Here is a 21,645-nt window from a genome sequence, read left to right as displayed (position 1 = left end):
AATTTTCTCGACCAATACATCGTGAGATCAGTATAACGAATTGAAAATGCATTGTTTATAAAAACAGCATGTGCACGCTTAACGCTGGATTGGCGCCCGTTGTTACTTTATAATCGTCCGCTACCTGGCCCCTTAGCTCAGTGGTTAGAGCAGGCGACTCATAATCGCTTGGTCGTTGGTTCAAACCCAACAGGGGCCACCAGATAAAACAAGGAGTTAGATGAGAAATCGTCTAACTCCTTTTTCTTTGGATGCAATTTGGGTCAGGTAATGGGTCAGGTAAGGAATTGCTACCCTGCCCTCTTCATCTCGCTGCCAGCATCCCCGGATAGTGATGAAAGCCAGTAGCACTGCCTGTAATATTCACCGTACCAAATTTTTACGGCTTTGCCGCAACAAGCCAGTTGCCTGCCGTGCTCGCAGAATGTCTACAGCCCGGAGATAAGGGGATTGTTCCTGCCAGCTAAACCCCTTCCTGTCGATACGCACCAGTTCGTATTTTTCCACCAGAAAATTCACGGCATCAGCCAGCGAGATCCCGGCATCGATATGTTCCTGTATAACACGTTCCTTACTGAACGGTGTGTCGTTGAGGGTGAGACCATAGTGCTGTTCCAGCAGGCGTGTCAGTAACATTTTCCAGATAGCCACGGGTGACAGGCAGGGCTTCACCACCCGCAGAGTTGTTGCAGGTAAAGTTTTCATGTTTGCTCTCGTGAAGGTAATTAACGCTGAGTGGGGTAAATGGCGATGTATACGTAGCCGCAACTGCCAAGGGTGTCGGCTTCACAGGTAAAACCGTTGTGGTACAGGGTGACGCAGTGGGCATGTTGGGGGCTGAGTTCACCGGTGGTCAGCATCGATTCCATCTGGCGGATAAAGTGCTGGAATGTGTCATCCAGCTTCAGGCATTCGACGTCACTGAACATACCGGTGATGCTGGCCCGGTCAGCCAGGTAGTGCAGTCGGTTGCCCTCCTGTACCAGACGGGCTCCCAGGCGCGGCGTGATATTCCGCTGCAGGCCCCAGATGATGTGGGTCATGGCGGCTCTCCTTTTATTGTCAGTTCAGGGTGATGCTCATCAGGCAGGTATAGGGCCCGTTACGGTCCTGGCGGCGTTCGGCGTATACCGCGAGGACTCCGGTGATATCCGGAACGTCCCTGCCGGTGTAATGACAGACGCTACCGTGCCACTGATATTTTCCACTGCAGTAGCGAAAGATTCGGGACTCAGGATGCTGGCGGTATATCGTCATTGCCCGGCGTTTACTGATAATTTTCATGTCATACCTCACAGCAGACCGTGTTCTGCGAACGAATAGATTTGCCTGCCGCCGACAATCAGGTGGTCAGGAACGCGGATATCCACCAACTGAAGCACCTGCACCAGTCGCTGCGTGAGGGTTTTATCAGCCAGGCTGGGTGTCGTCTCGCCGGAAGGATGGTTATGCGCCAGTATTACTGCTGCGGCATTGAAGTGCAGAGCACGTTTGACCACTTCCCGGGGATGCACCTCAGTACGGTTAATCGTGCCGGTGAAGAGCGTTTCATGGGCAATCAACTGATTCTGGTTGTCCAGATACAACGCCCGGAACTCTTCCCGCTCAAGTGCGGCCATATGCAGTCTCAGCCATTCACGGACAGCGTGTGAGGAGGTGAAGGCCACCCCGGGTTCATGCAGGTGCCGGTCCAGCGCCCTGAGCGCCCGCTGAATGAGACGCCGGTCCTGTGGCGTCATCTCGCCGGGTAAAAAGGAAAGCTGTTTCATCTGTTGCTCCTTCGGTCAGTCGATAATACGCAGAATGGCGTCTGAATTATCAGACACCGTCTGAATTTGCAGCGGGCTGGAGAAAGGGTCATTCTGAGAATGAAGATTCCGACGTTACTAACTGAGTGTTGTATCTAATCGTGGGGGCAGGTCAGCCTGAGTCCATAGCAATCGAGAATGAACAAAAAATATCTCTTATTTTTCAGGGAGAGAGGTTCAACCTTCTTGATATTGTTCTGGGCAAGCCAAATTATGATGATGACCTAACTTTAAGTATTCCTGTGTACGTCGCAGATACAGATGGATTGGAACATCTAATTACAAAGATCAATATTAAGCTATTGGAGGATGGCTACAAAACACACTGCCCCGGTTTGAAAATTTCATTATCTCAAGAGGTTCCGTTAGATGAATACTTGGATAGCGAACCACTGGTGCTACTAAGTGTCGATGGGTCAATGCTTCTAGGTAATTATCGTTATTTCTCGCCCAACAGTGTAGATATAAAACTGCCAATCTCTCTACTTGAGGTATGGGATTGGGGGACAACTAAAATTCATCAGGAATCAATGCGTGCAGAAAAACGCTTTGATAGTGTACAGGGATTTACTTACAACAAGATTGCTGATGATTACAGTATAGTATTCAATGATGATGGTGCAGGTGAAATCGCCGATCTCGTTGCAATTCGTGAAAGTAAAAATGTCATTCATATTGATTTATTTCACTGCAAATATTGTTCCTTGACTGATGGAGTGGCTATACCAGGAGCCCGCGTGAACGATGTTTACGAAGTGTGTGGTCAGGCATCCAGATCTGTAAAATGGTTATATACGGGTGAGAAGTTTTTTGATCGTTTGATGGATCGTTATCAAAAGTCGCTTCCAATCGGTTTTGATAGAATCCTAAAAGGACTCCCAGAACAACTCGAGATATTGCGAAATAAGTGTCATGATCACGAACTGGTTTTCAGGTTTGCTATAGTACAACCTGCTATTTCAGCTACAAAAATTTCTAGCGGTCAGTTAGCAGTGCTTGGAACGAGTTACTCATACATTAAAAGTATTTCCGGATCGGATATAAGAGTTATCGTTAGCCCTTAAACTTATAAATATATTATATTTTGGGACTAAGTGGTCAGTTCCATCAGATCTAACCACTTAGTCCCTAAAGCTGACACTGTTCGCATATTTAGAGTTAATTATTGAAACATTGCTCGCTTCCATTGATAATTTTCAAAACATCAATAATATTGATGCTGAGAGTCTTTCTCTTAAATTTCAAAAGGAAAACTATCATGGGTCTAAAACCAGGTCCAAAGCCAATTGTTAAATCGACAGGAAAACCGGATCAACGTCGACGTGATAATAAAGATACACCTGGCAACCCCCCGGGGTTGAAGCCTAGCAAATCAACAGGTAAATAAATTTAGGATATAGTTAACTTATTTAAACCCTAAATACAACATTATATTACTAAAGATTTTTTTGCAGCCAGATGCGTGCACCTGCTATATCATACGCCCTTTCCCCAAATCCCTTCGCAAGAAGGGATTCTGGTAAATAATCATCATATTTATCCAAGTGCTTTTCTGGAACATCTGTAGCAAGATCAAATGCAGATGGCAAGCCTGACAACAGTATTTCTTTAAGCGCGTGCTGAACGGAAGCTACACTTGAATTATCGATTTCTATAACACCAGCAAACGAATTTGCTTTAAAACCACAGCGTAGGAGCAAGGCTGTAATCGTATTCACAACTTTATCCCCCATCCAGGGAATTACGTAACAGTGTTGCCCGCTCGTAATAAAATATTCATTTTGCAGGTCATAATGCCGAAAGTTACTACAGCCTTCAGCAAATAGATTTCTGGCGGCAGAATCGGCATAATCGACTCTCTTGCTACCTATCGCTATGCGGTAATCACTTTCCCTATAGATAGCGAGCATTTCCTGACGTACGGCATCATGAACAGACATTCCTCCCCCACTAAATTGTGGTGGCTGACCGCCTTTGGTCGCCTCTACATAGATAACTTTTTTCTCTGTCTCGATCTCTGTCACTTTCCAGCGCCGCCCACCGAAGATGATATGTTGGTCTGGTAGCAGTGGGGAGTCCACAGGCACTGTTCCAAGGGTTCTGTTTCCGGTGACAATGCGGAACTCTTCCGGTGTATTGAACACGGCATAAAACGTGTAATGGTTAGTCAGTTTCTCACCCTCTGCCCCAACAACCATTTCGCCGCTAGCAAGTTGAGTGAGCAGGCCACAGGTTCCCATATGTTTAAGCAGACTTTTGAAATCGTTTAAATCTACATTTCTAAACGGCCCTGTCTGGCATAGTTGTGACCAGAGCTGGTCGGCACGAACTCCGCCCCATTGTGCCGTAATAGCAAGAATCTGGTGCAACAGCGTGGAATAATGCATCTGTCGAGCATCTGCTGGTTCAAACCATTGTTTAGAGATCATCAATCTGATCATTGCCATCGACTGGACCAACTGCAGCCGTAGGTGGTCAACGATACTGCTAGTTACAGTAAGCTCATTTTCTGTAATTAGCATTCTTAGAACTGATGGGGAGTCGCGTCGCCCAGAACGTCCCATACGCTGACGCAGACTGGAAACAGAATGCGGAGGCGTAACTTGGATAACCGACTTAACCTTACCGATATCAATTCCCAACTCAAGCGTCATTGTACAAACAGCAGTTGTGGGCAAATTACCTTTCTGAAGACGAGATTCAAGCGCCTCACGTAATTCCTTGGCAAGGGAACCATGGTGGGGGAAAAATTCATTCGGAACAATTTGTTCCTCACACATGTCGCTCAGCGTTGCCGCAATACTTTCAGTGCGCTTTCGGCTGTTTGCAAAGACCAAATGAGAATCGCCACGGCAAAGTCTAAAAATGTCAGCGCAAACGTCATGTTCAGCTGAACTCTGAAGTTCTTCCTCTTTTTGGTTCACTCGCTCCAGGTACCCTTTGACCTGTACCTGAAGAGTGGCCGTGCTATTACTATCTGTAACAGTTACGCAGGGAAGTCGTTTGTCCGGGCGCAACATTTCGGGCACTTTCTCCAGTTCCCCCAGCGTGGCACTCAACGCAACGCGGGGAATTGGATTTACCTGGCGTCCTAGCACATGGTCAATTCTATTGAGCAGAGAAAGCAGCTGTACACCACGCTCTGAGCCAATAAAAGCATGAAACTCATCAATAACGATGTATGCGACTGAAGAAAACGCCTGTTTGAGCCAGCCCATTGAATTTATGAGCAAAGACTCAAGTGACTCAGGTGTAATCAGTAAAATGCCAGCAGGGTTTGTCCGAGCCTTCTTCTTTTTGCTTTGTGGCACATCCCCGTGCCAGGGAGTCACTGGCATTTCCAATGCATCTCCAAGGCTCTCAAGACGACGGTACTGATCGTTAATCAATGCCTTCAACGGACTGATATAGACGATGCCAAATCCATTAGTGAGATCTGCAACTGCCGAACAGGCAGGAAGAAAGAAAGCCTCTGTTTTACCCGCTGCTGTGCCTGCACTGATTAGCACGTCTCGATCACGGGCTAAAATTGCCGGGATAGAACTCTCCTGCAAGGGCCTTAATGTAGACCACCCCTGCTTGTAAACCCACTTACGGACGCGAGGATCGAGACTATCATAGGCACTGCTCATAGTTTGAAGTTCGCCAGTCCGTCATCGTCATCGCTTTCCTCTACAATGGCGTCATCCATATCGCTGGGCCTGTCCTCTTCAATCGCCACACCCTCGATTAGTGTTTGCCAATTCATCGTTCTGTTTTGTTCCAGCACGGCCAGCATGTCCAAGAAACCTTTTATGGTATTACGGGGGGTACGGAAGTAAGCATCTCCAATGGTTTTACTACAGTGATGCAGAAATCCAGTCAGTGCCTCATCTGGAATCAGATAATTCTCTGGATCTCCGCCTGCATAAACATGGCGAAGATTTCTCAGTAAAATATACAGTTCCTCAGGGGTGAGGCTGGCAAGATGCAAAGTAGGAGACGAGTAGTCAATCACTCCTGCTTTTTGCGCGAACCGATTTTCCGCCAGACGTGATTGGAGCGCCTCATAGCTGTAAAGACCTTTGCGCGGATCGAAAAGGAACTCTGGCGTCCCCCCGAGGATAAAACCAATGTTCTCGGCTGAACCTTGCAGGCAGTCATTCAGGATCCGCAAAATCTGTTCGTAGTTCGCTGTTCTTGCTTGCGTATTATTCAGTTTAAAGAGGTTCACCATTTCGTCGAGGCTGACCAAAAGACCGGCATAGCCAGCCTGGCGGACAAAAAGGCTCATCAGCTTCAAAGAGTCATAGAATGAAGCGTCTGAGATAATAGTCCGAACGTCGAGATCGTGACGGGCATCAGTTTTAGTATTGTACTCTCCACGCAACCAGCGAATGGCATTGGATTTTAGCGTTTCGTTATCCTGCTCATGCCCCCGCCAGAATGCATCAATGACCTTCGCAAAGTCATATCCACCGACCATATCTGATAGTGCTGCCAGGCGTTTATGAATAACTGATGAAACCTCGGAGCCGTCCGTGTCAGCTTCCTTCCTTGCCTCCGTAACGAACCTTTCAACAACGCTAAGTAACGCATTACCATCCGGCTTGTTTCTGGTGGACATGTTTTTCATGAGCTCAGAATAAAGATTACGAGCCTGACCTCCCGATGAGTGAATACGTCTGTCAGGAGAAAGGTCAGCACTGACTGACACCAACTTCTTCTCCAGCGCAATAGAGCGCACAACACTCAGAAAGAACGTTTTACCAGAACCATATTCACCGATGATAAGTCTGAAGCTTGCACCACCGTCAGCAATCCTCTCAATATCCTGATGGAGAGCGGTGATCTCATTCACGCGGCCAACCTGGATATGCTGAATGCCTATCCTTGGCGTTACACCTGACTTAAGTGACTGAATAATAGCGTCGCGTTCTTTCACTCTTATACGTGTTACAGACATTCACTATCCCTCTAATTCTTTGGCAATTTCCAGGTCAACCCAGATATCATCATCGGTATCGTCCAGTACCGGAGCATCAACCACCGCATAGGACCAGTCATTGATCACCTCAAGCGCACCGCCGAGCATCAAGTTCAAATTTCCGCACAATTCTGTCGCCTCTTTCCGGGACCACTGTTCTTTCTCCAGCAAACTGCGATAAAGCTGGCTATGTGCGGAATCAAGGCCCCCCGCCTCCGTTAATGAGGCAGGTGCGCTTTCTGGCTCTTCCGGTTCTTCTTCGGTGAAAATTGTGTTCAGTAATTTACGAACATCATCCGTGGCAGATTCGTGTCGGGCAAGTACATTAGCATCCAGTGTGAACCCTGCCGTTGGCTGATCAGTTGGTACAGACGAGACGAGATCATGTTCAGTTGCAGAATGCTGATGGATATTGCTCGAGACAGATGAGGGATCCAGACCCAAACTTGAATAAATCTTCTCAAGCTGTTTAATTTCGGCAGGCGCTATTGTTCCATCTGAGCAGGCAACACTAACGATAACTTTACCCACAGCAGCCTTTTCCGCAGCCCCCATCAACTCAACCCTGCTTTTCATTCCCGTCATATTGGCTGGGGTATGAAGTTGCCACGTTAAGTACGCATGTAGAGAGCGCTTTTCATCATCGGTGAAGACAGGATTGTTGTTGATGGCATTCTCAAGAACTTTCTGTTCAGCTTGATCAAGGGAATCGTCAATCAAGGCGACCATCGCCCCTAATCTGAGCGTCATTACTGCTGAGATAAATTCAGGAGAAGGTGAGAAGCGTCCACCTTCGGCGGCAGGGAATAGAACAAGTGTCCCATCAACATCCGCCTTCACATGGTGATAATACGGGTCAGGTGCCAGACCGTAACCCATCTTCAGAGCAAAGGCCTGCATCAAGTCGGCCTCTTTTTTATTGATTTTAGTTGGACAGCTGGCATTCATATGTGCCCAAAAGTCAGCAACTGATACTCGCCCCTCTTTTTCGAGGATCGCCTCATCAGCCCAGCGTTTGAATGAGCTTAATATTTTTTCTGCGCTTTCATTAACGATCTCTGAAGGGAGCAACATAATTGCAGCCGTATCATTGACTGACGTACCTTTCCGGCCAAGGTAGCGACTGTAAGCATCAAGTTCATCTGTACATATGTCAGCAAGGGCCATAATTTTTTGGACAGGTCCCTTCAATGCACTTGGATCAGGCAGGTCAGGAACAGGAAGTCGGACACCTCGCAAACTAGGACTTGCTGGTGTGTAATCTAACCTTAGGCGCGTTTTATTCGCCTTAACGACCATCCCTTCACCATATTTGAGGGTGTAACGCCGTTTGAAAAGCGCAGCAAACTCTTTAGCACAGCGGCGAGCCGGGGTACGCAGCGAATACTCGGTATGGTTTATTACCCAGTTCAATGCCAGTTCAGCTGATACAGGAACTCCTTCATGTACAGTTTTTGCCAGAGCCAGCTTAAATTGCATGCCGTTGCTGAAACCAGAATCGCTATCGAGCACAGTGGTTAAACCCAAATCCGGACGCAGAATAGACATGGCTTCGAGCAATTGCGTCGAATATACACGGAAGGAGCGGTTCTCAATGAATACCGATCTTAACCGAGCGACTTCATTGAACAGGCTGCTGAACTCAGCAGCAGGGAATTTTTGGTAAGTGGAATCTACAAGCGCTTTTCTTTCCAGACCGTAGAGGTATATAAAAACATAGCCTATAGGACACGATGGGTCGGACCTATCGCTGGCAAGCCAACTAACATACGCACCGCGTGCTTCAGGGGAAAGAGAGGAAAAACTGGGCCAGTATCCTAATGAACTGTCTTCGTAAAGATACGAAGTGGGTTGTATCTTACATGTATCATCAATTAATGATGCCTCACTTCCATCGTCATAATAGCCGCCTGACTCCTGACTAGAGGGCTTCATACGTTGCCCCATGTAAATGTGGCCACCGCTAATTGTTACACCAGCTACAGTTATCATTTCACCCGGAAGTACCCAGCGAGCTAATGCACCTACTGACTTTGAGGTGCTCTGGTAATGATTGGTTGTCTCCCGAAGTTCAACACCCCGGCCACCACTCAATGTAAAGGTTGCAAGGTTGTTATCTTCACTATCATCGTTTCGCACAACCGTCTCTTTTTTCTTGATGTCAGCGATCCATTCTTTTGGCGGTGCTTTCACGGGGCTTGAAGCATAAGACTTTGGAGATTTACGTTTTTTCTTTCTAAAAAACAACAAGTAAATTACTAAAATCGCTGCCAGAAACTTCAATAACTCCATGATATATAACCTTAAAATCATTCCTCACGCACACTCACAAGCAGCAATGAAGGTTGGGCAAGTGGATTAATCTTAAAATAATACGTCTAAATCGCAAGGGTTCAAACCAAAATGCAATCAAAATTAATTCATTGATTTAAAAGAAATAATTATTGATTAAGCATGTGAACCAGAAGGTGTGTTCAAAATGTACGAATTTCTGTTGGGCTATTCGCCTCCGAATCGGGTTGTGTTGCTGCTGCTTTAATATGCAAGCGATTGCTCCAAAGAGCTAGAGCTGGTCGCTACATCGTGAAACTTCCCGATACGCTGAGCAGAGTGACAATGTGTTTAGCTGCAAAATCTTTTAGGCCAGATCAACATCATCTCTAATCTCCCCATTTCACTCATGGGGCAAGAAGCAATTCACTTTGCCCTCTTAATACCAAAGCGGACATTGGTGGCATTTCCGTGACTTAAAAATGAGACATAGATCACATATAACTAAGTATCTCCGCTGACTTATGTCAGTAATCTGAATATCAATCATGAAAATACTTTTGTCATCTAACAATCTTTACGACGTTAATTGTAAGATAATAGATAGTTATTACATGCCGCGGCATATTGCCGAGAGGCTTATACCAGGTGCCGCATATGACTCAGCAAGAGAAAAACAAATATATCCCACTCAATGTCGGCGAAACTGCCGTGCTTCATGACGCCAATACCTTGCTACCTCGTGAGGAAATTTACGAGCAATTGGCAGTACTGATCCGGCAAGCGAGGAATCGTGCAATCGAGGCAAAAGACAAATCATTAAACGAGTTGCGAGCACACAATGCTATCTCGATCGATGGAGCACGTGGCACTGGCAAAACAGCCGTGCTGGTAAACCTCAAACGTTATCTTGAACTGGAACATAATGATCTGCTTTCAGATATCCACATTATGGAACCGATCGATCCAACCCTTCTGGAGGACGGCGAATCATTGTTCCTTCATATCATAGTGGCGGCAGTTCTGCACGACGATGGGATAAAACAGGCTCAATGCAACAAACCTGAACAGTCACGTGCGCTCAACCGAGCTTTAGACAAGCTCGCACACACGTTGGAAGCGGTCGATACACAGAAAGAACACTCTGGCATGGACAAAGTACGTGCTATGTATGGTAATAAACACCTAGCCGACAGCGTGCAAGACTTTTTTCGTGAAGCTGTGCATCTTCTAGGTAAAAAGCTGCTGGTTCTACCGATTGACGACGTAGACACTTCTCTTAATCGAGCTTTTGAAAACCTAGAAATAATCCGCCGCTATATGACAACGCCTTATGTACTACCAATCGTCAGTGGTGACCGGGCTCTATATCATGAAGTGACTTGGCGTGATTTCCATGGACGTTTGATAAAAGACTCGGACTACCTAGCGGAGTCAGCGTATGAAAGGTCACTGGAATTAGCTGAAGAATACCAAAGAAAAATTCTACCTTTCCCGCGTAGACTGACTATGCCAGCAGTCAGCAGCTATTGGCAACAGACAGACATCTATTTACGTAGCGAAAAGTTCGGTGACATTATGCCATTGCGTAATTTCATCGCCTGGTTGGAAATTTTTATATCTGGACCTGTAAATGGACAAGAGGATAGCCGTATTATTTTACCAATACCGTCTATTCGCAGCTTAACCCAACTGATTGGCCATTGCAGCAGTTTTATTGCTTTATTACCTGATGCAATTCGTACCGCTAAAAATGAATTGGAAGTTCGCCGAGTTTGGCAGATGCCAACGGTGCCATTAGAAGTAATAGCAGCGTTTCAGGATAAGCATAAAGAGCTAAGCGAAAAATCAAAGCGAGAGTATACCGATGCGTACAAACTATTTACCGAAAAAATGAAAGAACTATCGCCAGTTGATTATTCATTTGACAAGGTAGAGAATGATAATAAAAACAACATAACGAAAAATGATCTGGCCGTAAAAATGGCGGACTATTTCCGTTTTGAATCCAAAGCTGGTGCGGTTTATCTGGTGCTAATCGCCAAACAATACTGGCAAAATTGGACAAATACTGATTCATTAGTACGTCAAGGCAGTATTTTTGATACACCTCTATTCCAACCACTAACACATAATACAGCTAATCTTGCTTTTTTTGACAAAACTTCTGATCTATCAGCATGGGCAAGTGCACTGGAAGAACGCTTACCTGAAGAATGGCTTATTGGTCTAAAATCTCATCAAACCATTTTACCTTATCCTGTGGCAGAAGTCGGCATTAATGCAGCTACAGCATGGGATTATCAAGGTATGATTGAGAGGATTGTTCTAAATGATGAAGGGAAGAAGAAGGCTACATTTTTGATCAACCTGCTTGTTCAGTACAACTTCTATACCAATGCTAAACAAACCATGCTTCTGAATATTGGTCGTATCTTTGAACTAATTATTTCCAGTATTGCAGGCCCTATTTCTCGTGAAGACTTGCAGACTATATTGAGTCGTGCACCATTCTTTTCCACCCGAGCATTGGCCCCCACTAAAACACTGTTGATTGATTACTTAAAGACTGAAAATAGAAGCACAACAGGAGTACAAAATATAACTGGTGAAGCGGAAACAGTAGCAGAGCCTAGTGATGAATTTGATCCAATTGTTGTTTTGCAAAATGATATTGATAATTGGCGCAAAGAGCACAATCTTGAGCAAGTCGAACTTTCACCCTGGCTGGTCTATAAAGTGTTTAACAAGGTATATAGCCAACTTGCTAGTAACGAGAAAATCCCTAGTGGCATGAAAAATGTTGGGATTGCAATGAATATGGTGGCTCATACTTTTTACGCAACTTGGTCTGCATTTGGCAGTTTTGAAAAAGGTGAATTATTTGGTTTACCTAATGTGGTTGCAACTACCAATCTAAATGCAGACAAACTAAATAATTTTGAAAAGAATGACCATTTCAACATCAATGTGGGCCCTTTTGCACCTAGTAATTCGCAAATTGAAAATGATAATGAGCCCTACCAAATTCGAAGTACATACGGAAAAAGTACCCGAACTATCAGTTATTGTCTGGCAGAACACCCTCTGAGAAAATGGATTGATGAGTTGATTGAGGTTGAATGGCCCTCTGTACGCACTGCCAAAGAGGTATTGTTAGAAGAACTTAATTTACCTGAAACAGACAGGATCCCTTGGACGAAAATCGAACTTCAACTAAAAGATGATCCTGATTCAGCAAGGGAGCTCTTGGAAAATCTTGAAGCTCAATTTGGGGTAAATGATATTATCGTGAAAAATCTCAAAACACGGTTAACTAAATTGCATCCGGAAAATAATAGCTAATGCTCCAGAGAACCCTAAGCGAACACGCCGCCGAATGCTTTTATGGTGATGAAAGATTGGCTGCATGGTTGTGGCAAAGTTTACAGCCAACATCTGAAGGATTTATAGCTGGTTTTTGGGAAAAACTTCAAGATCGTTTCTACCATTTACTAGTCGAGGGTGTAGAGGCTCGTTATCCGAGAGAGCATCGACTTACCGATGTTCGTCAGCTGATGGGGAAAATGTGTGCTGGTGAGTTGTTGCTGACACCAGAGTTACCTTGGCTGCATGACTTACAACAACGACTATTGCTGCGAAATGGCGATCTGCTCAGTTACCGAGAGCGTGAGGTTAAGGCATATGTGCGTCTTGCGGCAGGGTTGGATCCAACTCTTCTGGTTGGTTGGCACTTGGCTCAGTGGTTGGAAGATATCCCGCAGCCAGCCATCCATGATATTCACCGCGTTCTATCTGCCCAAACAACGTTTTTCGCACCTTCGAGCAATCCCTCCCAGCCTTTTGCTGAAGGGCATGTACATTGGGGAGGGATCACTACTGATTGCATTATCCTTGATGGTCATTTATTGAGCAAAAATGAGAAGACACTTAGTCAAAGAGATGGATTTTGGCAAGAAGAACAACACGAGATTTTGCAGCCTCTACAAAGAAGGGCGCGGCAGTTATTGATTTTGCTCCTTGATAAGGAGCAAGGATGGCCAAGTATTCTTAATACCCTATCCACTCGAATGGATGAACCAAAAGAATTACCCAACTGGGAAGTGCTCGCCAATCGATTCGTTGCGGCTAAAATTGGTTCGTCCGAATGGCTGTTGGGTGAATTCGCTCGTACTATGCAATATGGTCGAGCCAACCGTTGGTTATGGCTATATTTGTATCTGTGCAGCCTCTACCGTTCACCTAATACCCACCCACTCCAACGTGCCGCCACTTTGTGCTTTTGGCAGACCGTTAACCTTCTACGCCGTACTCTGATTATGGATGGTCAAGGGCTAACACGTTTTGTTGAACGTTACTTCAAACCAGCACTTGGACGTGGAGGTGATATTGCAAGCAGAGTCCAGCGTGTATGGATGGGGCAGGGAGACGTGGCAGAGATAAAAAGCACACCTTCAGTCTTTGCTCCAAAATTCGCTAAGAGAATCGCCAAAGAATTAATAGCGAGAGAAGGACTGCAATTACCCAAGCCACCATATATTTTTGGCGAACATGAGATACCACTGGATACAAAGGCGTTAGCGAGCATGCACGCGCTGGAAAAGTGGCAGTTTTGCGGCCATTTCTTGCGTTCTGCCACACATCAAAAAAACCAGCATGCGAGACCGGATATTAAGGGGTTATGGAAACAAGCTGAAGACCTCGTATGTAATCTGCAAAGCGGGTCTGGCTGGGTTGCATCCGAATTCATGGGAGGAAATCTAAACTCTAATTTCCGCTTTCAGCCAGCGCGATGGTTTCGCGGGTTGGACGTGGCTGGTGATGAAAATGCGTTGAAGATCGAATGGTTTGCACCGGTACTACGCTGGCTGCGCAGTGGCTTCAAATCGAAACAGGCTGGTGAGTTGGCTTGCTCTGGTTTTCATCTGAGCATCCATGCCGGAGAAGATTACGCCCATCCCGCCTCAGGAATGCGACATGTAGACGAAACAGTGCAGTTTTGTCAAATGCGCGAGGGAGATCGACTAGGACATGCCTTAGCGCTAGGCATTGACCCCAAACGTTGGGCAAAACGGCAAGGTGAGATGATCCTGACGCTTGATGAGCATCTGGATAATCTTGTATGGCTATGGCACCACGCTAGCCTACTGAGTGCATGTTTGCCCTTGGCTCAGCAGGTATTACCGCTGCTTACTAGGCGTATTGCCCGTTTTTGGCGCGAGTCCTGCTGGTGGCAGGTACCGGATCCAATGAGTCTACATAGTTTGGGTTCTAGCCCTGCTGATTTTGATAGTTCACCTTTAAGATCCGCGACAGCAGATGATTTATTTGCATCATGGTTATTGCGACGAAACTGCCATTACAGCTGGCAAGGACTACGTAATGATTGGCCATTGCAATCAAAGGAAAGTATCGCTCTACCGGACCATAAACAATTAGTCAATGGTACGAGTATGGCAAGTAAACTGTATTTTGCACGTCATGAATGGTTGAGTAGTGGGAAGGAAAAACAGTTAGTGGTTATTCGAGTGGGTGATGAAAGCCTAGTGCAAGCCCATTTTGGTAGTAAGCACAACAACGATCTTCTCGAGGATGTGGAAACCACAGCCGAACTAGATTTTATGCATGCATTGCAGGACTGGTTGCTGAACGAATACGATCAGTTGGGACTAATCATAGAGGCTAATCCAACATCCAATGTTTATATTGCGCGGTTAAAGTCGCATGCTGAGCACCCAATCTTCCGGTGGCATCCACCTGATGAATCTGTACTTGATAACGGTGCGGAAGCCAATCTTTATGGCTTGCGGCGTGGGCCGGTACGAGTGCTTGTGAATACCGACGATCCCGGTATTATGCCGACTACACTACGCACAGAATTCCTATTGTTACGTGAAGCTGCACTGGAGTTGAAGGTTGGCCGCACTGTAGCCGAACGCTGGCTGGAAACACTGCGACAGTACAGTCTTGAGCAATTTCATCGCAACCACCGGCAAGTATTTGAGCCAATTTAATTAGTGAGAGCATGTTGCCAAAAAAAATTTTAAATTGACTATGTCTAGCGACTCTAAGTCTTCGCGAAAATATGCAATTTATATTATTCGGCGCACTCCTCTATCAAAGCAAATACTAAACTTTTAAAAATATTCAAATATATATTATTTCTCTGAACATTACGGCAGAACTTCACTGTTCTGCCGTTTTTTTATTCTATATTTTAAAGGAGTTGCGATGAAAAATTCTGACGGCCTGCTGCCCATGCAGAACTCGCTTTCTGGTCTGCCCCAGTGGGTATCTGAACGCATTCTGCAGCAGATAAATCAGTTAACCCACTACGAGCCTGTAATAGGCATTATGGGGAAAACCGGCGCGGGTAAGAGCAGCTTGTGCAATGCACTGTTTGCCGGGGAGGTGTCGCCAGTCAATGATATTACAGCCTGCACACGCGAGCCCTTGTGCTTTCGCCTGCAGCTGGGAAAGCGCTATATGACCATCGTGGACCTGCCCGGAGTGGGCGAAAGTGGCGTTCGCGATAGCGAGTATGCCACGCTGTACCGTGAACAATTTCCCCGGCTCGACTTGATACTGTGGCTGATTAAGGCCGATGACCGGGCACTGGCGGTGGATGAATATTTTTACCGACAGGTGATAGGTGAGGCATACCGGCATAAGATGCTATTTGTTATCAGTCAGGCAGATAAAGCTGAACCCACCAGCGGTGGTGATAAATTATCCACTGAACAGAAACAAAACATCAGCCGCAAAATCGGCCTGTTACATGAGCTATTCCAACCTGTAAACCCTGTCTGTGCGGTGTCGGTACGTTTGCAGTGGGGGCTGCGGGTGATGTCTGAACGGATGATCCGTTGCTTACCACGTGAGGCCAGCAGTCCGGTGGCAGTACAGCTTAGTGCTCCGCTTCGTACCAATGCCGTTAATAAAAAAGCGCGTGACGATTTTGGTGAAACGGTCGGCTCGGTACTGGACACAATAAGTTCCATGCCACTGATACCACCCCCAATACGGGCAATCATTCAGGCTGCACGCGACACCGTGGTATCGGTCGCTCGTGCCGTCTGGAATTTCTTCTTCTGAACACTTACTCCCTCTAACCCGTAGTTTCCTGAGCCCTGCCGCGATTGAGCGGCAGGGCTTTTCTGTCTTTATTTTCCCATCATGAGGAGTCTGCTTATGACACGTCTGGCTTCGCGCTTTGGCGCATCAAATCTTATCCGTCGTGACCGTCCGTTAACCCGCGAAGAGCTATTTCGTGTAGTGCCCAGTGTTTTCAGCGAGGACAAACACGAATCCCGCAGTGAACGATACACATATATACCCACCATATCCCTGCTGGATAGTCTGCAGTGCGAAGGCTTTCAGCCCTTCTTTGCCTGTCAGACCAGAGTGCGTGACCCAGGTCGCCGCGAGCACACAAAGCACATGCTGCGCCTGCGTCGGGAGGGGCAAATTACCGACAAGCAAGTCCCGGAAATCATTCTGCTCAACTCTCATGACGGCACCAGCTCGTATCAGATGCTGCCGGGATTATTCCGTGCGGTGTGCCAGAACGGACTCGTCTGCGGTGAGTCGTTTGGCGAGGTGCGGGTGCCGCACAAAGGAGATGTCGTGAGTCAGGTGATTGAGGGGGCGTATGAAGTGCTGGGTATTTTTGACCGTGTGGAAGAGAAGCGAGATGCCATGCAGTCGCTGATGCTGCCGCCACCAGCACAACAGGCTCTGGCACAGGCTGCACTGACGTACCGTTTCGGTGAGGACCACCAGCCGGTGACAGCACCTCAGATACTATCCCCACGCCGCTGGCAGGATGAGAGCAATGATCTATGGACCACATACCAGCGTATTCAGGAGAACCTGATTAAGGGCGGGCTCAGTGGTCGGAGTGCAAAAGGCGGGCGAACGCATACCCGTGCCGTGCGTAGTATCGACGGAGATGTGAGGCTCAACCGGGCTCTCTGGGTGATGGCTGAAGCGATGCTGAGTGGGTTTCAGTCCTGAGCTTGTTATCAGCATGTTAGGAAAGGACACTCCCTGTCCGTTTTGCCTCCATTGGATTGAGTGTTTTTTCACCGCATCTCACGGTGTGCCGCGTCGGGCCTGCTTCCGGAGGCAGATAAAAAATAGTTCATCCCGTGTCCATAACCTGTCCGCCCCCCTCTTTAGAATCATTTCATATTCAGTCAGTTAACTATTACGGAGATTTAAGATGACACAGGCAGAGCGCCGTCATGACCGGCTGGCTGTCAGGCTGTCACTGATAATCAGCCGCCTGGTTGCCGGTGAAACGCTGAACATGGCGCGGCTTGCTGCAGAGTTTGGTGTGTCAGTCCGTACCCTGCGACGGGATTTTCGCGAACGGCTGATATACCTCGACCTTGAGTATCGACGGGGGCAATGCCGCCTGCGCAGCACCGGTGGGGGCGTACAGGGCGAGTTGGATGCACTGACCTTTGCTCACCGGGCAGGACTGGCCGATATTTTTCCGGGGCTGGACCGGCGTCTGGCTGGCATGCTGCTCACTGCCGGAGGGATGCCGTGTCTGGTATGGCAGCCGCCACATTCTGTGTCCCCGGCCATCTCACTGGTGTTCTACCGTCTCGTCAGTGCCATTACCGCCTGCCAGCGGGTACTGCTGCTGGCCGAGGGAGAGCGCTGTGACGGGCTGGCCCCATACCGCCTGATATCACTCGACGGCTGCTGGTACCTCACTGGTGAACTTAACGGGTATATCACCGTGCATCCTCTGGCGACCATCCATGCGGTGACAGTTCTGAACACCACTTTTACCCCGCGAAAACGTCTCTGCCAGTTAACCACACAGGCGGGCTTTATCCAGGCCCTTCCGCACTTCAGCTGTATCCGCGAAGTCCTGTCTCCTGGTCCCTCTGAGGAGAAGCCGGACAACACAATGATTTAATTACCTCTGTTAAGAAGGAAAAGCTATGACCTGGCATTACGAGAAAAATGGCATACGTCACGACAATGTGACCGAGGACGACATCACTGGCCTGATTGCGCGCGGTGAACTCACCGCTGCCACGCTGGTGTGGCGACAGGGCATGCCGGACTGGCAACCGGTCTCCGCCACCCCGCTGGCTTCAGCGCTACTCCACAGCACCACACCACCAGCGCTGCCGGGGAACCGCATTCCGGGTGGAGTGGCATGGACGCTGGCATTTGCTCCCTTCATTGGTTATGCGCTCGAGCTGTGGACTGCAGGGCTGAACGGAATGTCTTTTGACGAGGCATATGAGGCTGTCTCGGGCGGGCAGTACTGGTTTATCACGCTGCTGCTCAATATCGCTCTGGGGTATCTCGATGAGCGACGCCTGCGTAATGCCGGAGTGGATACCACCATGTTCGGCAAACTGGCCTGGCTGGTGCCGTTCTATTTGTGGCGTCGGGCGAAAACCCTCGGTCAGAAACCGGCTTACTTCTGGGTATGGATTGTGATGCTGGCCCTGACCGTATGGGCCTGAATCACCGCTACCTGATACTTTCTCTGTTAAGGACCAACGTAATGAAAACACTAATTAAAATACTGGGCATTACCGGCAGCCTTCTGCTTTGTGCCGGGGCTCAGGCCCAGCCCTATAACCGGACGCTACCTGCAGTCGTCAATGACAACAATGGGAATATTTTCTGGTGTGATGCGCATCGTCAGGTTACCGGAAAATGCGAAGCCATGTCTGTTGACCGTCAGGGCGGGATGGTCACGGTGCGTTCAGCACCTTTTAAAGACTGCGAAGGTGGCCTGTGGGGCTGGATAACTATCATGCACAACGATGTGTCGAAGGGATTCACCATTACTCCGGACAAGAAATTCGGTCTCACCGTAAAAGACCTGTGCCGTCCGGGCACGGTAGTGACCTTTAAGCCCAACCAGAAGAAGCCGGAATATGACGACCTGGTGGCACTTTACCAGGGCAAAGAGCTGTTTCGCTACCGGCGCTTCTGATAACACCCGATATCAACCACTCTTATTTTGCCCCACTGTGGGCTGGATTAATTCAGGACGAAGACCATGCTGAAAATACTGACCTCTGCTATACCCGCCCTCATTCTGTCACTTACCGCCTTCAGTGCCGGTGCCGCTCAGCTTCCGGCAAGCCTTATGGATAAAGACAATCCCGGCCAGGAGTACTGGTGCCAGGGAAACGACATCAATACCTCCATGTGCTCACTGACCGGTGTCAGCGACGACCATAAATTTGCCCTGATTCACGACCTGCCGGGCCCGGCCTGTGAAGACTTAAGCTTCGGGATTATCGACCTCGTGCGCCAGACCGGTGTCAACATTCCTTACGATGGTGGTGACTGTAAGGGCGATGTGCAGGCCGGTTTTGTGCGTGGCACGAAAGATAATGCCCTGTATGTGAAAATTGTACGGGGCAGCAAAACCCTGCGGCTGTATAAGGTACAAACCGGTTACTGACAATCACCCGACACCTGCATACTCCCAAAGCCCCTAACGCGTCTGCGTCAGGGGCTTTTGCTTTTAAGGTACACCGAATGTCTGAATCTCATATGTTGCCACCGGGACCGTTCACCCGACAGCAGGCTGAAGCGGTTACCCGCCGGTATAAAAATATCGCTGTTGAAGATGACCAGCGCAGCCACTTCCGCCTGGTGGTTCGTGACTCTGAAGGTCGAATGGTCTGGCGGGCGTGGTGCTTTGAACCTGATGCTGGTGAAGGGCTTAACCGTTATATCCGCAAGTCAGGCATCCTCAGAGCATCCTCCTACTGACCACACCTATTCATCATCCCTGCATGTCCTTTATTTCCCATACGCCAGCCATCGTCGCTGGCGTTTTTATTGACGGAGAATATCCATGACGACACAAACTAAGCGCGAATTGATGTCCGCTAATGAACCTCAATTTGACCTTACTGCAACCCTGGTACCTGACGAGCAGCGTCTCGATTTCTGGCCGCTGTATTTTGGCGATATCCCGCAGTGGATATCGCTGGAACCCCGTATTTTCGCCTGGATGGAGCGCTTTTGTGATGAGTACAGCGGTGGTATCTGGTCCTTTTACACGCTCCGTAATGGCGGCGCGTTTATGGCCCCTGATGCTGACGGTGACGATAAATGGTATCTGTTCAACGGCATGAACGGCAATGGTGCGCAAATGAGCGCAGAAGCCGCAGGTATTGCTATCTGCATGATTGAATACAGCCATCACGCCTGTCGCACCGAATGCGATGCCATGACAGAGCACTATTACCGCCTGCGGTATTACGCCCTGCAGCATCCTGAATTCCACGCCATTTTTCGCATTATTGATTAAGGATATTCATGATGGAACAGTCACTTATCCCACAGGCTCCGGCACTTCCATTGACCGCAAAACATATTGTAAAACGCGCCTTAACCCTGCTTGACCGACACCTGCGCGAAACAGGCGTGGCATTCACCTCTACTCAGGCCGCCCGCGACTGGCTTCGGTTGAAAATGGCGGGGCTGGAGCGCGAAGAGTTTATGGTGCTGTATCTGAACCAGCAGAACCAGTTGATTGCCCACGAAACTCTGTTTGCCGGTTCCATTAGCAGCACCGAGGTGCATCCCCGTGAGGTGGTCAAACGCGCCCTGTACTTCAATGCGGCAGCAGTGATACTGGCGCATAACCATCCCTCCGGTGACACCACACCCAGCCAGGCAGATAAGTCCATCACGCAGCGTCTGGTGCAGGCGCTTCAGCTCGTTGATATCCGTGTTCCTGACCATCTCATTGTCGGTGGCACGCAGATATTGTCGTTTGCTGAACACGGTTTGCTTTGAGGTATGACATGAAAATTATCAGTAAACGCCGGGCGATGACGATTTACCGTCAGCATCCGGCCTCCCGCATTTTTCGATACTGCACCGGCAGATACCAGTGGCATGGCAGTATCTGTCATTACACCGGTCTGGCCGTTCCTGACATTCCCGGCGTGCTGGCGGTATACGCCGAACGCCGCCAGGACCGCAACGGTCCCTATGCCTGTCTGATGGGTATCACTCTGAACTGACAATAAAGGTGGTTATAAATGAGCAACATTACATGGGGCCTGCAGCGGGATACCACGCCGCGTCTGGGAGCCCGTCTGGTACAGGAGGACAACCGGCTGTACTATCTGGCTGACCGGGCCAGTATCACCGGTAAATTCAGTGACGCTGAATGCCGGAAGCTGGATGAAACATTCCCGCACTTTATCAGCCAGATGGAATCGATGCTGACCACTGGTGAAATGAATCCCCGCCATGCCCACTGTGTCACCCTGTACCACAACGGTTTCACCTGCGAAGCCGACACTCTTGGCAGTTGCGGCTATGTATACATCGCCGTCTATCCCACTCAACGCTAACGAATTTCACGAGAGCAAACATGAAAACTCTACCTGCTACAATTTCACGGGCGACGAAGCCCTGTCTGTCGCCCGTGGCTGTCTGGCAAATGTTACTGACACGCCTGCTGGAACAACGTAAGCGTCGTCTCAGCACCGTCTGGCAGATCCTGATATTCCTGAGAGGATAGTGGACACCAAATATGGTGGACGCTATCCATGAAATCATTAACCGCAGTGCGTAAAAAAAGCC

21 protein-coding genes, 1 tRNA gene and 1 pseudogene are annotated in these 21,645 nt (G+C 48.2%); 16 read left to right on the top strand and 7 right to left on the bottom strand.

Annotation, left to right across the window (positions count from 1 at the left end):
• Positions 1-126 precede the first annotated feature (126 nt).
• Positions 127-202, top strand: a tRNA-Ile gene (locus FHC49_RS05685).
• A 161-nt stretch (positions 203-363) separates the two neighbouring features.
• Here FHC49_RS05685 and FHC49_RS05680 read toward each other — a convergent pair.
• From FHC49_RS05680 to FHC49_RS05665, 4 genes are read right to left on the bottom strand one after another with little or no spacing between them, the layout of a single operon-like run.
• Positions 364-705 carry a TA system toxin CbtA family protein gene (locus tag FHC49_RS05680; RefSeq protein WP_045268641.1) on the bottom strand — a complete coding sequence of 114 codons (342 nt, stop codon included), beginning with the start codon at positions 703-705 and terminating at the stop codon, positions 364-366.
• A gap of 20 nt (positions 706-725) precedes the next feature.
• The gene (locus FHC49_RS05675) at positions 726-1,043 is read right to left on the bottom strand and encodes a type IV toxin-antitoxin system YeeU family antitoxin (RefSeq protein ID WP_045268640.1); all 318 of its coding nucleotides are present in this window, start codon (positions 1,041-1,043) and stop codon (positions 726-728) included.
• Positions 1,044-1,062: 19 nt separating this feature from the next.
• Entirely contained in the window at positions 1,063-1,284 is a 222-nt protein-coding gene (locus tag FHC49_RS05670; RefSeq protein WP_007893437.1) for a DUF987 domain-containing protein, read from the bottom strand.
• An 8-nt stretch (positions 1,285-1,292) separates the two neighbouring features.
• Positions 1,293-1,769 carry a RadC family protein gene (locus tag FHC49_RS05665; protein ID WP_045268639.1) on the bottom strand — a complete coding sequence of 159 codons (477 nt, stop codon included), beginning with the start codon at positions 1,767-1,769 and terminating at the stop codon, positions 1,293-1,295.
• A gap of 125 nt (positions 1,770-1,894) precedes the next feature.
• On the opposite strand from FHC49_RS05665, the gene FHC49_RS05660 reads away from it, so the two are divergent.
• Positions 1,895-2,872, top strand: a complete 978-nt coding sequence (locus FHC49_RS05660; RefSeq protein WP_220439134.1) for a hypothetical protein — start codon at positions 1,895-1,897, stop codon at positions 2,870-2,872.
• 372 nt (positions 2,873-3,244) lie between these two features.
• Here the strand turns inward: FHC49_RS05660 and FHC49_RS05655 are convergent, their stop codons facing one another.
• From FHC49_RS05655 to FHC49_RS05645, 3 genes are read right to left on the bottom strand one after another with little or no spacing between them, the layout of a single operon-like run.
• Positions 3,245-5,440 (bottom strand): DEAD/DEAH box helicase, encoded by a 2,196-nt coding sequence (locus FHC49_RS05655; protein WP_047359258.1) that lies wholly within the window; start codon positions 5,438-5,440, stop codon positions 3,245-3,247.
• Positions 5,437-6,753 (bottom strand): ATP-binding protein, encoded by a 1,317-nt coding sequence (locus tag FHC49_RS05650; protein ID WP_220439132.1) that lies wholly within the window; start codon positions 6,751-6,753, stop codon positions 5,437-5,439. Before FHC49_RS05650 ends, FHC49_RS05655 begins: the two co-directional genes overlap by 4 nt.
• A gap of 3 nt (positions 6,754-6,756) precedes the next feature.
• Positions 6,757-9,066 carry a TerB N-terminal domain-containing protein gene (locus tag FHC49_RS05645; RefSeq protein WP_047359256.1) on the bottom strand — a complete coding sequence of 770 codons (2,310 nt, stop codon included), beginning with the start codon at positions 9,064-9,066 and terminating at the stop codon, positions 6,757-6,759.
• Between the two features lie 636 nt (positions 9,067-9,702).
• On the opposite strand from FHC49_RS05645, the gene rdrA reads away from it, so the two are divergent.
• The 14 genes and pseudogenes from rdrA to FHC49_RS05575 form a co-directional block, all read left to right on the top strand.
• A complete protein-coding gene (gene rdrA, locus FHC49_RS05640) occupies positions 9,703-12,390 on the top strand; it encodes an antiviral RADAR system adenosine triphosphatase RdrA (protein ID WP_220439130.1) in 2,688 nt (895 codons plus the stop codon).
• The gene (gene rdrB / locus FHC49_RS05635) at positions 12,390-15,059 is read left to right on the top strand and encodes an antiviral RADAR system adenosine deaminase RdrB (protein ID WP_047358926.1); all 2,670 of its coding nucleotides are present in this window, start codon (positions 12,390-12,392) and stop codon (positions 15,057-15,059) included. The genes rdrA and rdrB overlap by 1 nt, the downstream gene beginning before the upstream one ends.
• A gap of 217 nt (positions 15,060-15,276) precedes the next feature.
• Positions 15,277-16,140 carry a GTPase family protein gene (locus FHC49_RS05630; protein WP_220439128.1) on the top strand — a complete coding sequence of 288 codons (864 nt, stop codon included), beginning with the start codon at positions 15,277-15,279 and terminating at the stop codon, positions 16,138-16,140.
• Between the two features lie 96 nt (positions 16,141-16,236).
• Positions 16,237-17,061, top strand: a complete 825-nt coding sequence (locus FHC49_RS05625; RefSeq protein ID WP_220439127.1) for a DUF932 domain-containing protein — start codon at positions 16,237-16,239, stop codon at positions 17,059-17,061.
• A gap of 208 nt (positions 17,062-17,269) precedes the next feature.
• Positions 17,270-17,980 carry a DeoR family transcriptional regulator gene (locus FHC49_RS05620; protein WP_220439125.1) on the top strand — a complete coding sequence of 237 codons (711 nt, stop codon included), beginning with the start codon at positions 17,270-17,272 and terminating at the stop codon, positions 17,978-17,980.
• A 25-nt stretch (positions 17,981-18,005) separates the two neighbouring features.
• The gene (locus tag FHC49_RS05615) at positions 18,006-18,542 is read left to right on the top strand and encodes a DUF4339 domain-containing protein (RefSeq protein WP_181547644.1); all 537 of its coding nucleotides are present in this window, start codon (positions 18,006-18,008) and stop codon (positions 18,540-18,542) included.
• A 41-nt stretch (positions 18,543-18,583) separates the two neighbouring features.
• Positions 18,584-19,021, top strand: a complete 438-nt coding sequence (locus tag FHC49_RS05610) for a hypothetical protein (RefSeq protein ID WP_038434461.1) — start codon at positions 18,584-18,586, stop codon at positions 19,019-19,021.
• 66 nt (positions 19,022-19,087) lie between these two features.
• Positions 19,088-19,498, top strand: coding sequence for a hypothetical protein (locus FHC49_RS05605; protein WP_220439124.1), 411 nt, complete (start codon positions 19,088-19,090; stop codon positions 19,496-19,498).
• 77 nt (positions 19,499-19,575) lie between these two features.
• The gene (locus FHC49_RS05600) at positions 19,576-19,812 is read left to right on the top strand and encodes a DUF905 domain-containing protein (RefSeq protein WP_181547640.1); all 237 of its coding nucleotides are present in this window, start codon (positions 19,576-19,578) and stop codon (positions 19,810-19,812) included.
• An 85-nt stretch (positions 19,813-19,897) separates the two neighbouring features.
• On the top strand, positions 19,898-20,356 hold the full coding sequence (locus FHC49_RS05595; protein ID WP_181547638.1) for an antirestriction protein: 459 nt from the start codon (positions 19,898-19,900) through the stop codon (positions 20,354-20,356).
• 8 nt (positions 20,357-20,364) lie between these two features.
• Positions 20,365-20,847 carry a RadC family protein gene (locus tag FHC49_RS05590; protein ID WP_220439122.1) on the top strand — a complete coding sequence of 161 codons (483 nt, stop codon included), beginning with the start codon at positions 20,365-20,367 and terminating at the stop codon, positions 20,845-20,847.
• An 8-nt stretch (positions 20,848-20,855) separates the two neighbouring features.
• Positions 20,856-21,077 (top strand): DUF987 domain-containing protein, encoded by a 222-nt coding sequence (locus tag FHC49_RS05585; RefSeq protein ID WP_220439120.1) that lies wholly within the window; start codon positions 20,856-20,858, stop codon positions 21,075-21,077.
• Between the two features lie 18 nt (positions 21,078-21,095).
• Complete coding sequence (locus tag FHC49_RS05580) at positions 21,096-21,413, top strand: type IV toxin-antitoxin system YeeU family antitoxin (protein WP_220439118.1); 318 nt, start codon at positions 21,096-21,098, stop codon at positions 21,411-21,413.
• 20 nt (positions 21,414-21,433) lie between these two features.
• Positions 21,434-21,529, top strand: a pseudogene (locus FHC49_RS05575) (TA system toxin CbtA family protein); the annotation flags it as partial.
• Between the last annotated feature and the right edge of the window lie 116 nt (positions 21,530-21,645).

Origin of the sequence: Kluyvera sp. EC_51 (assembly GCF_019584505.1) — a bacterium.
Lineage (GTDB): Bacteria > Pseudomonadota > Gammaproteobacteria > Enterobacterales > Enterobacteriaceae > Kluyvera > Kluyvera sichuanensis.
This window is presented reverse-complemented; position numbering and strand designations above follow the sequence as displayed.

Excerpts from the sequence above, each read along its gene's own strand:
- FHC49_RS05680 (WP_045268641.1), bottom strand. The coding sequence starts at position 705 with ATGAAAACTTTACCTGCAACAACTCTGCGGGTGGTGAAGCCCTGCCTG.
- FHC49_RS05675 (WP_045268640.1), bottom strand. The coding sequence starts at position 1,043 with ATGACCCACATCATCTGGGGCCTGCAGCGGAATATCACGCCGCGCCTG.
- FHC49_RS05670 (WP_007893437.1), bottom strand. The coding sequence starts at position 1,284 with ATGAAAATTATCAGTAAACGCCGGGCAATGACGATATACCGCCAGCAT.
- FHC49_RS05665 (WP_045268639.1), bottom strand. The coding sequence starts at position 1,769 with ATGAAACAGCTTTCCTTTTTACCCGGCGAGATGACGCCACAGGACCGG.
- FHC49_RS05655 (WP_047359258.1), bottom strand. The coding sequence starts at position 5,440 with ATGAGCAGTGCCTATGATAGTCTCGATCCTCGCGTCCGTAAGTGGGTT.
- FHC49_RS05650 (WP_220439132.1), bottom strand. The coding sequence starts at position 6,753 with ATGTCTGTAACACGTATAAGAGTGAAAGAACGCGACGCTATTATTCAG.
- FHC49_RS05645 (WP_047359256.1), bottom strand. The coding sequence starts at position 9,066 with ATGGAGTTATTGAAGTTTCTGGCAGCGATTTTAGTAATTTACTTGTTG.
- rdrA (WP_220439130.1), top strand. The coding sequence starts at position 9,703 with ATGACTCAGCAAGAGAAAAACAAATATATCCCACTCAATGTCGGCGAA.
- rdrB (WP_047358926.1), top strand. The coding sequence starts at position 12,390 with ATGCTCCAGAGAACCCTAAGCGAACACGCCGCCGAATGCTTTTATGGT.
- FHC49_RS05630 (WP_220439128.1), top strand. The coding sequence starts at position 15,277 with ATGAAAAATTCTGACGGCCTGCTGCCCATGCAGAACTCGCTTTCTGGT.
- FHC49_RS05625 (WP_220439127.1), top strand. The coding sequence starts at position 16,237 with ATGACACGTCTGGCTTCGCGCTTTGGCGCATCAAATCTTATCCGTCGT.
- FHC49_RS05620 (WP_220439125.1), top strand. The coding sequence starts at position 17,270 with ATGACACAGGCAGAGCGCCGTCATGACCGGCTGGCTGTCAGGCTGTCA.
- FHC49_RS05615 (WP_181547644.1), top strand. The coding sequence starts at position 18,006 with ATGACCTGGCATTACGAGAAAAATGGCATACGTCACGACAATGTGACC.
- FHC49_RS05610 (WP_038434461.1), top strand. The coding sequence starts at position 18,584 with ATGAAAACACTAATTAAAATACTGGGCATTACCGGCAGCCTTCTGCTT.
- FHC49_RS05605 (WP_220439124.1), top strand. The coding sequence starts at position 19,088 with ATGCTGAAAATACTGACCTCTGCTATACCCGCCCTCATTCTGTCACTT.
- FHC49_RS05600 (WP_181547640.1), top strand. The coding sequence starts at position 19,576 with ATGTCTGAATCTCATATGTTGCCACCGGGACCGTTCACCCGACAGCAG.
- FHC49_RS05595 (WP_181547638.1), top strand. The coding sequence starts at position 19,898 with ATGACGACACAAACTAAGCGCGAATTGATGTCCGCTAATGAACCTCAA.
- FHC49_RS05590 (WP_220439122.1), top strand. The coding sequence starts at position 20,365 with ATGATGGAACAGTCACTTATCCCACAGGCTCCGGCACTTCCATTGACC.
- FHC49_RS05585 (WP_220439120.1), top strand. The coding sequence starts at position 20,856 with ATGAAAATTATCAGTAAACGCCGGGCGATGACGATTTACCGTCAGCAT.
- FHC49_RS05580 (WP_220439118.1), top strand. The coding sequence starts at position 21,096 with ATGAGCAACATTACATGGGGCCTGCAGCGGGATACCACGCCGCGTCTG.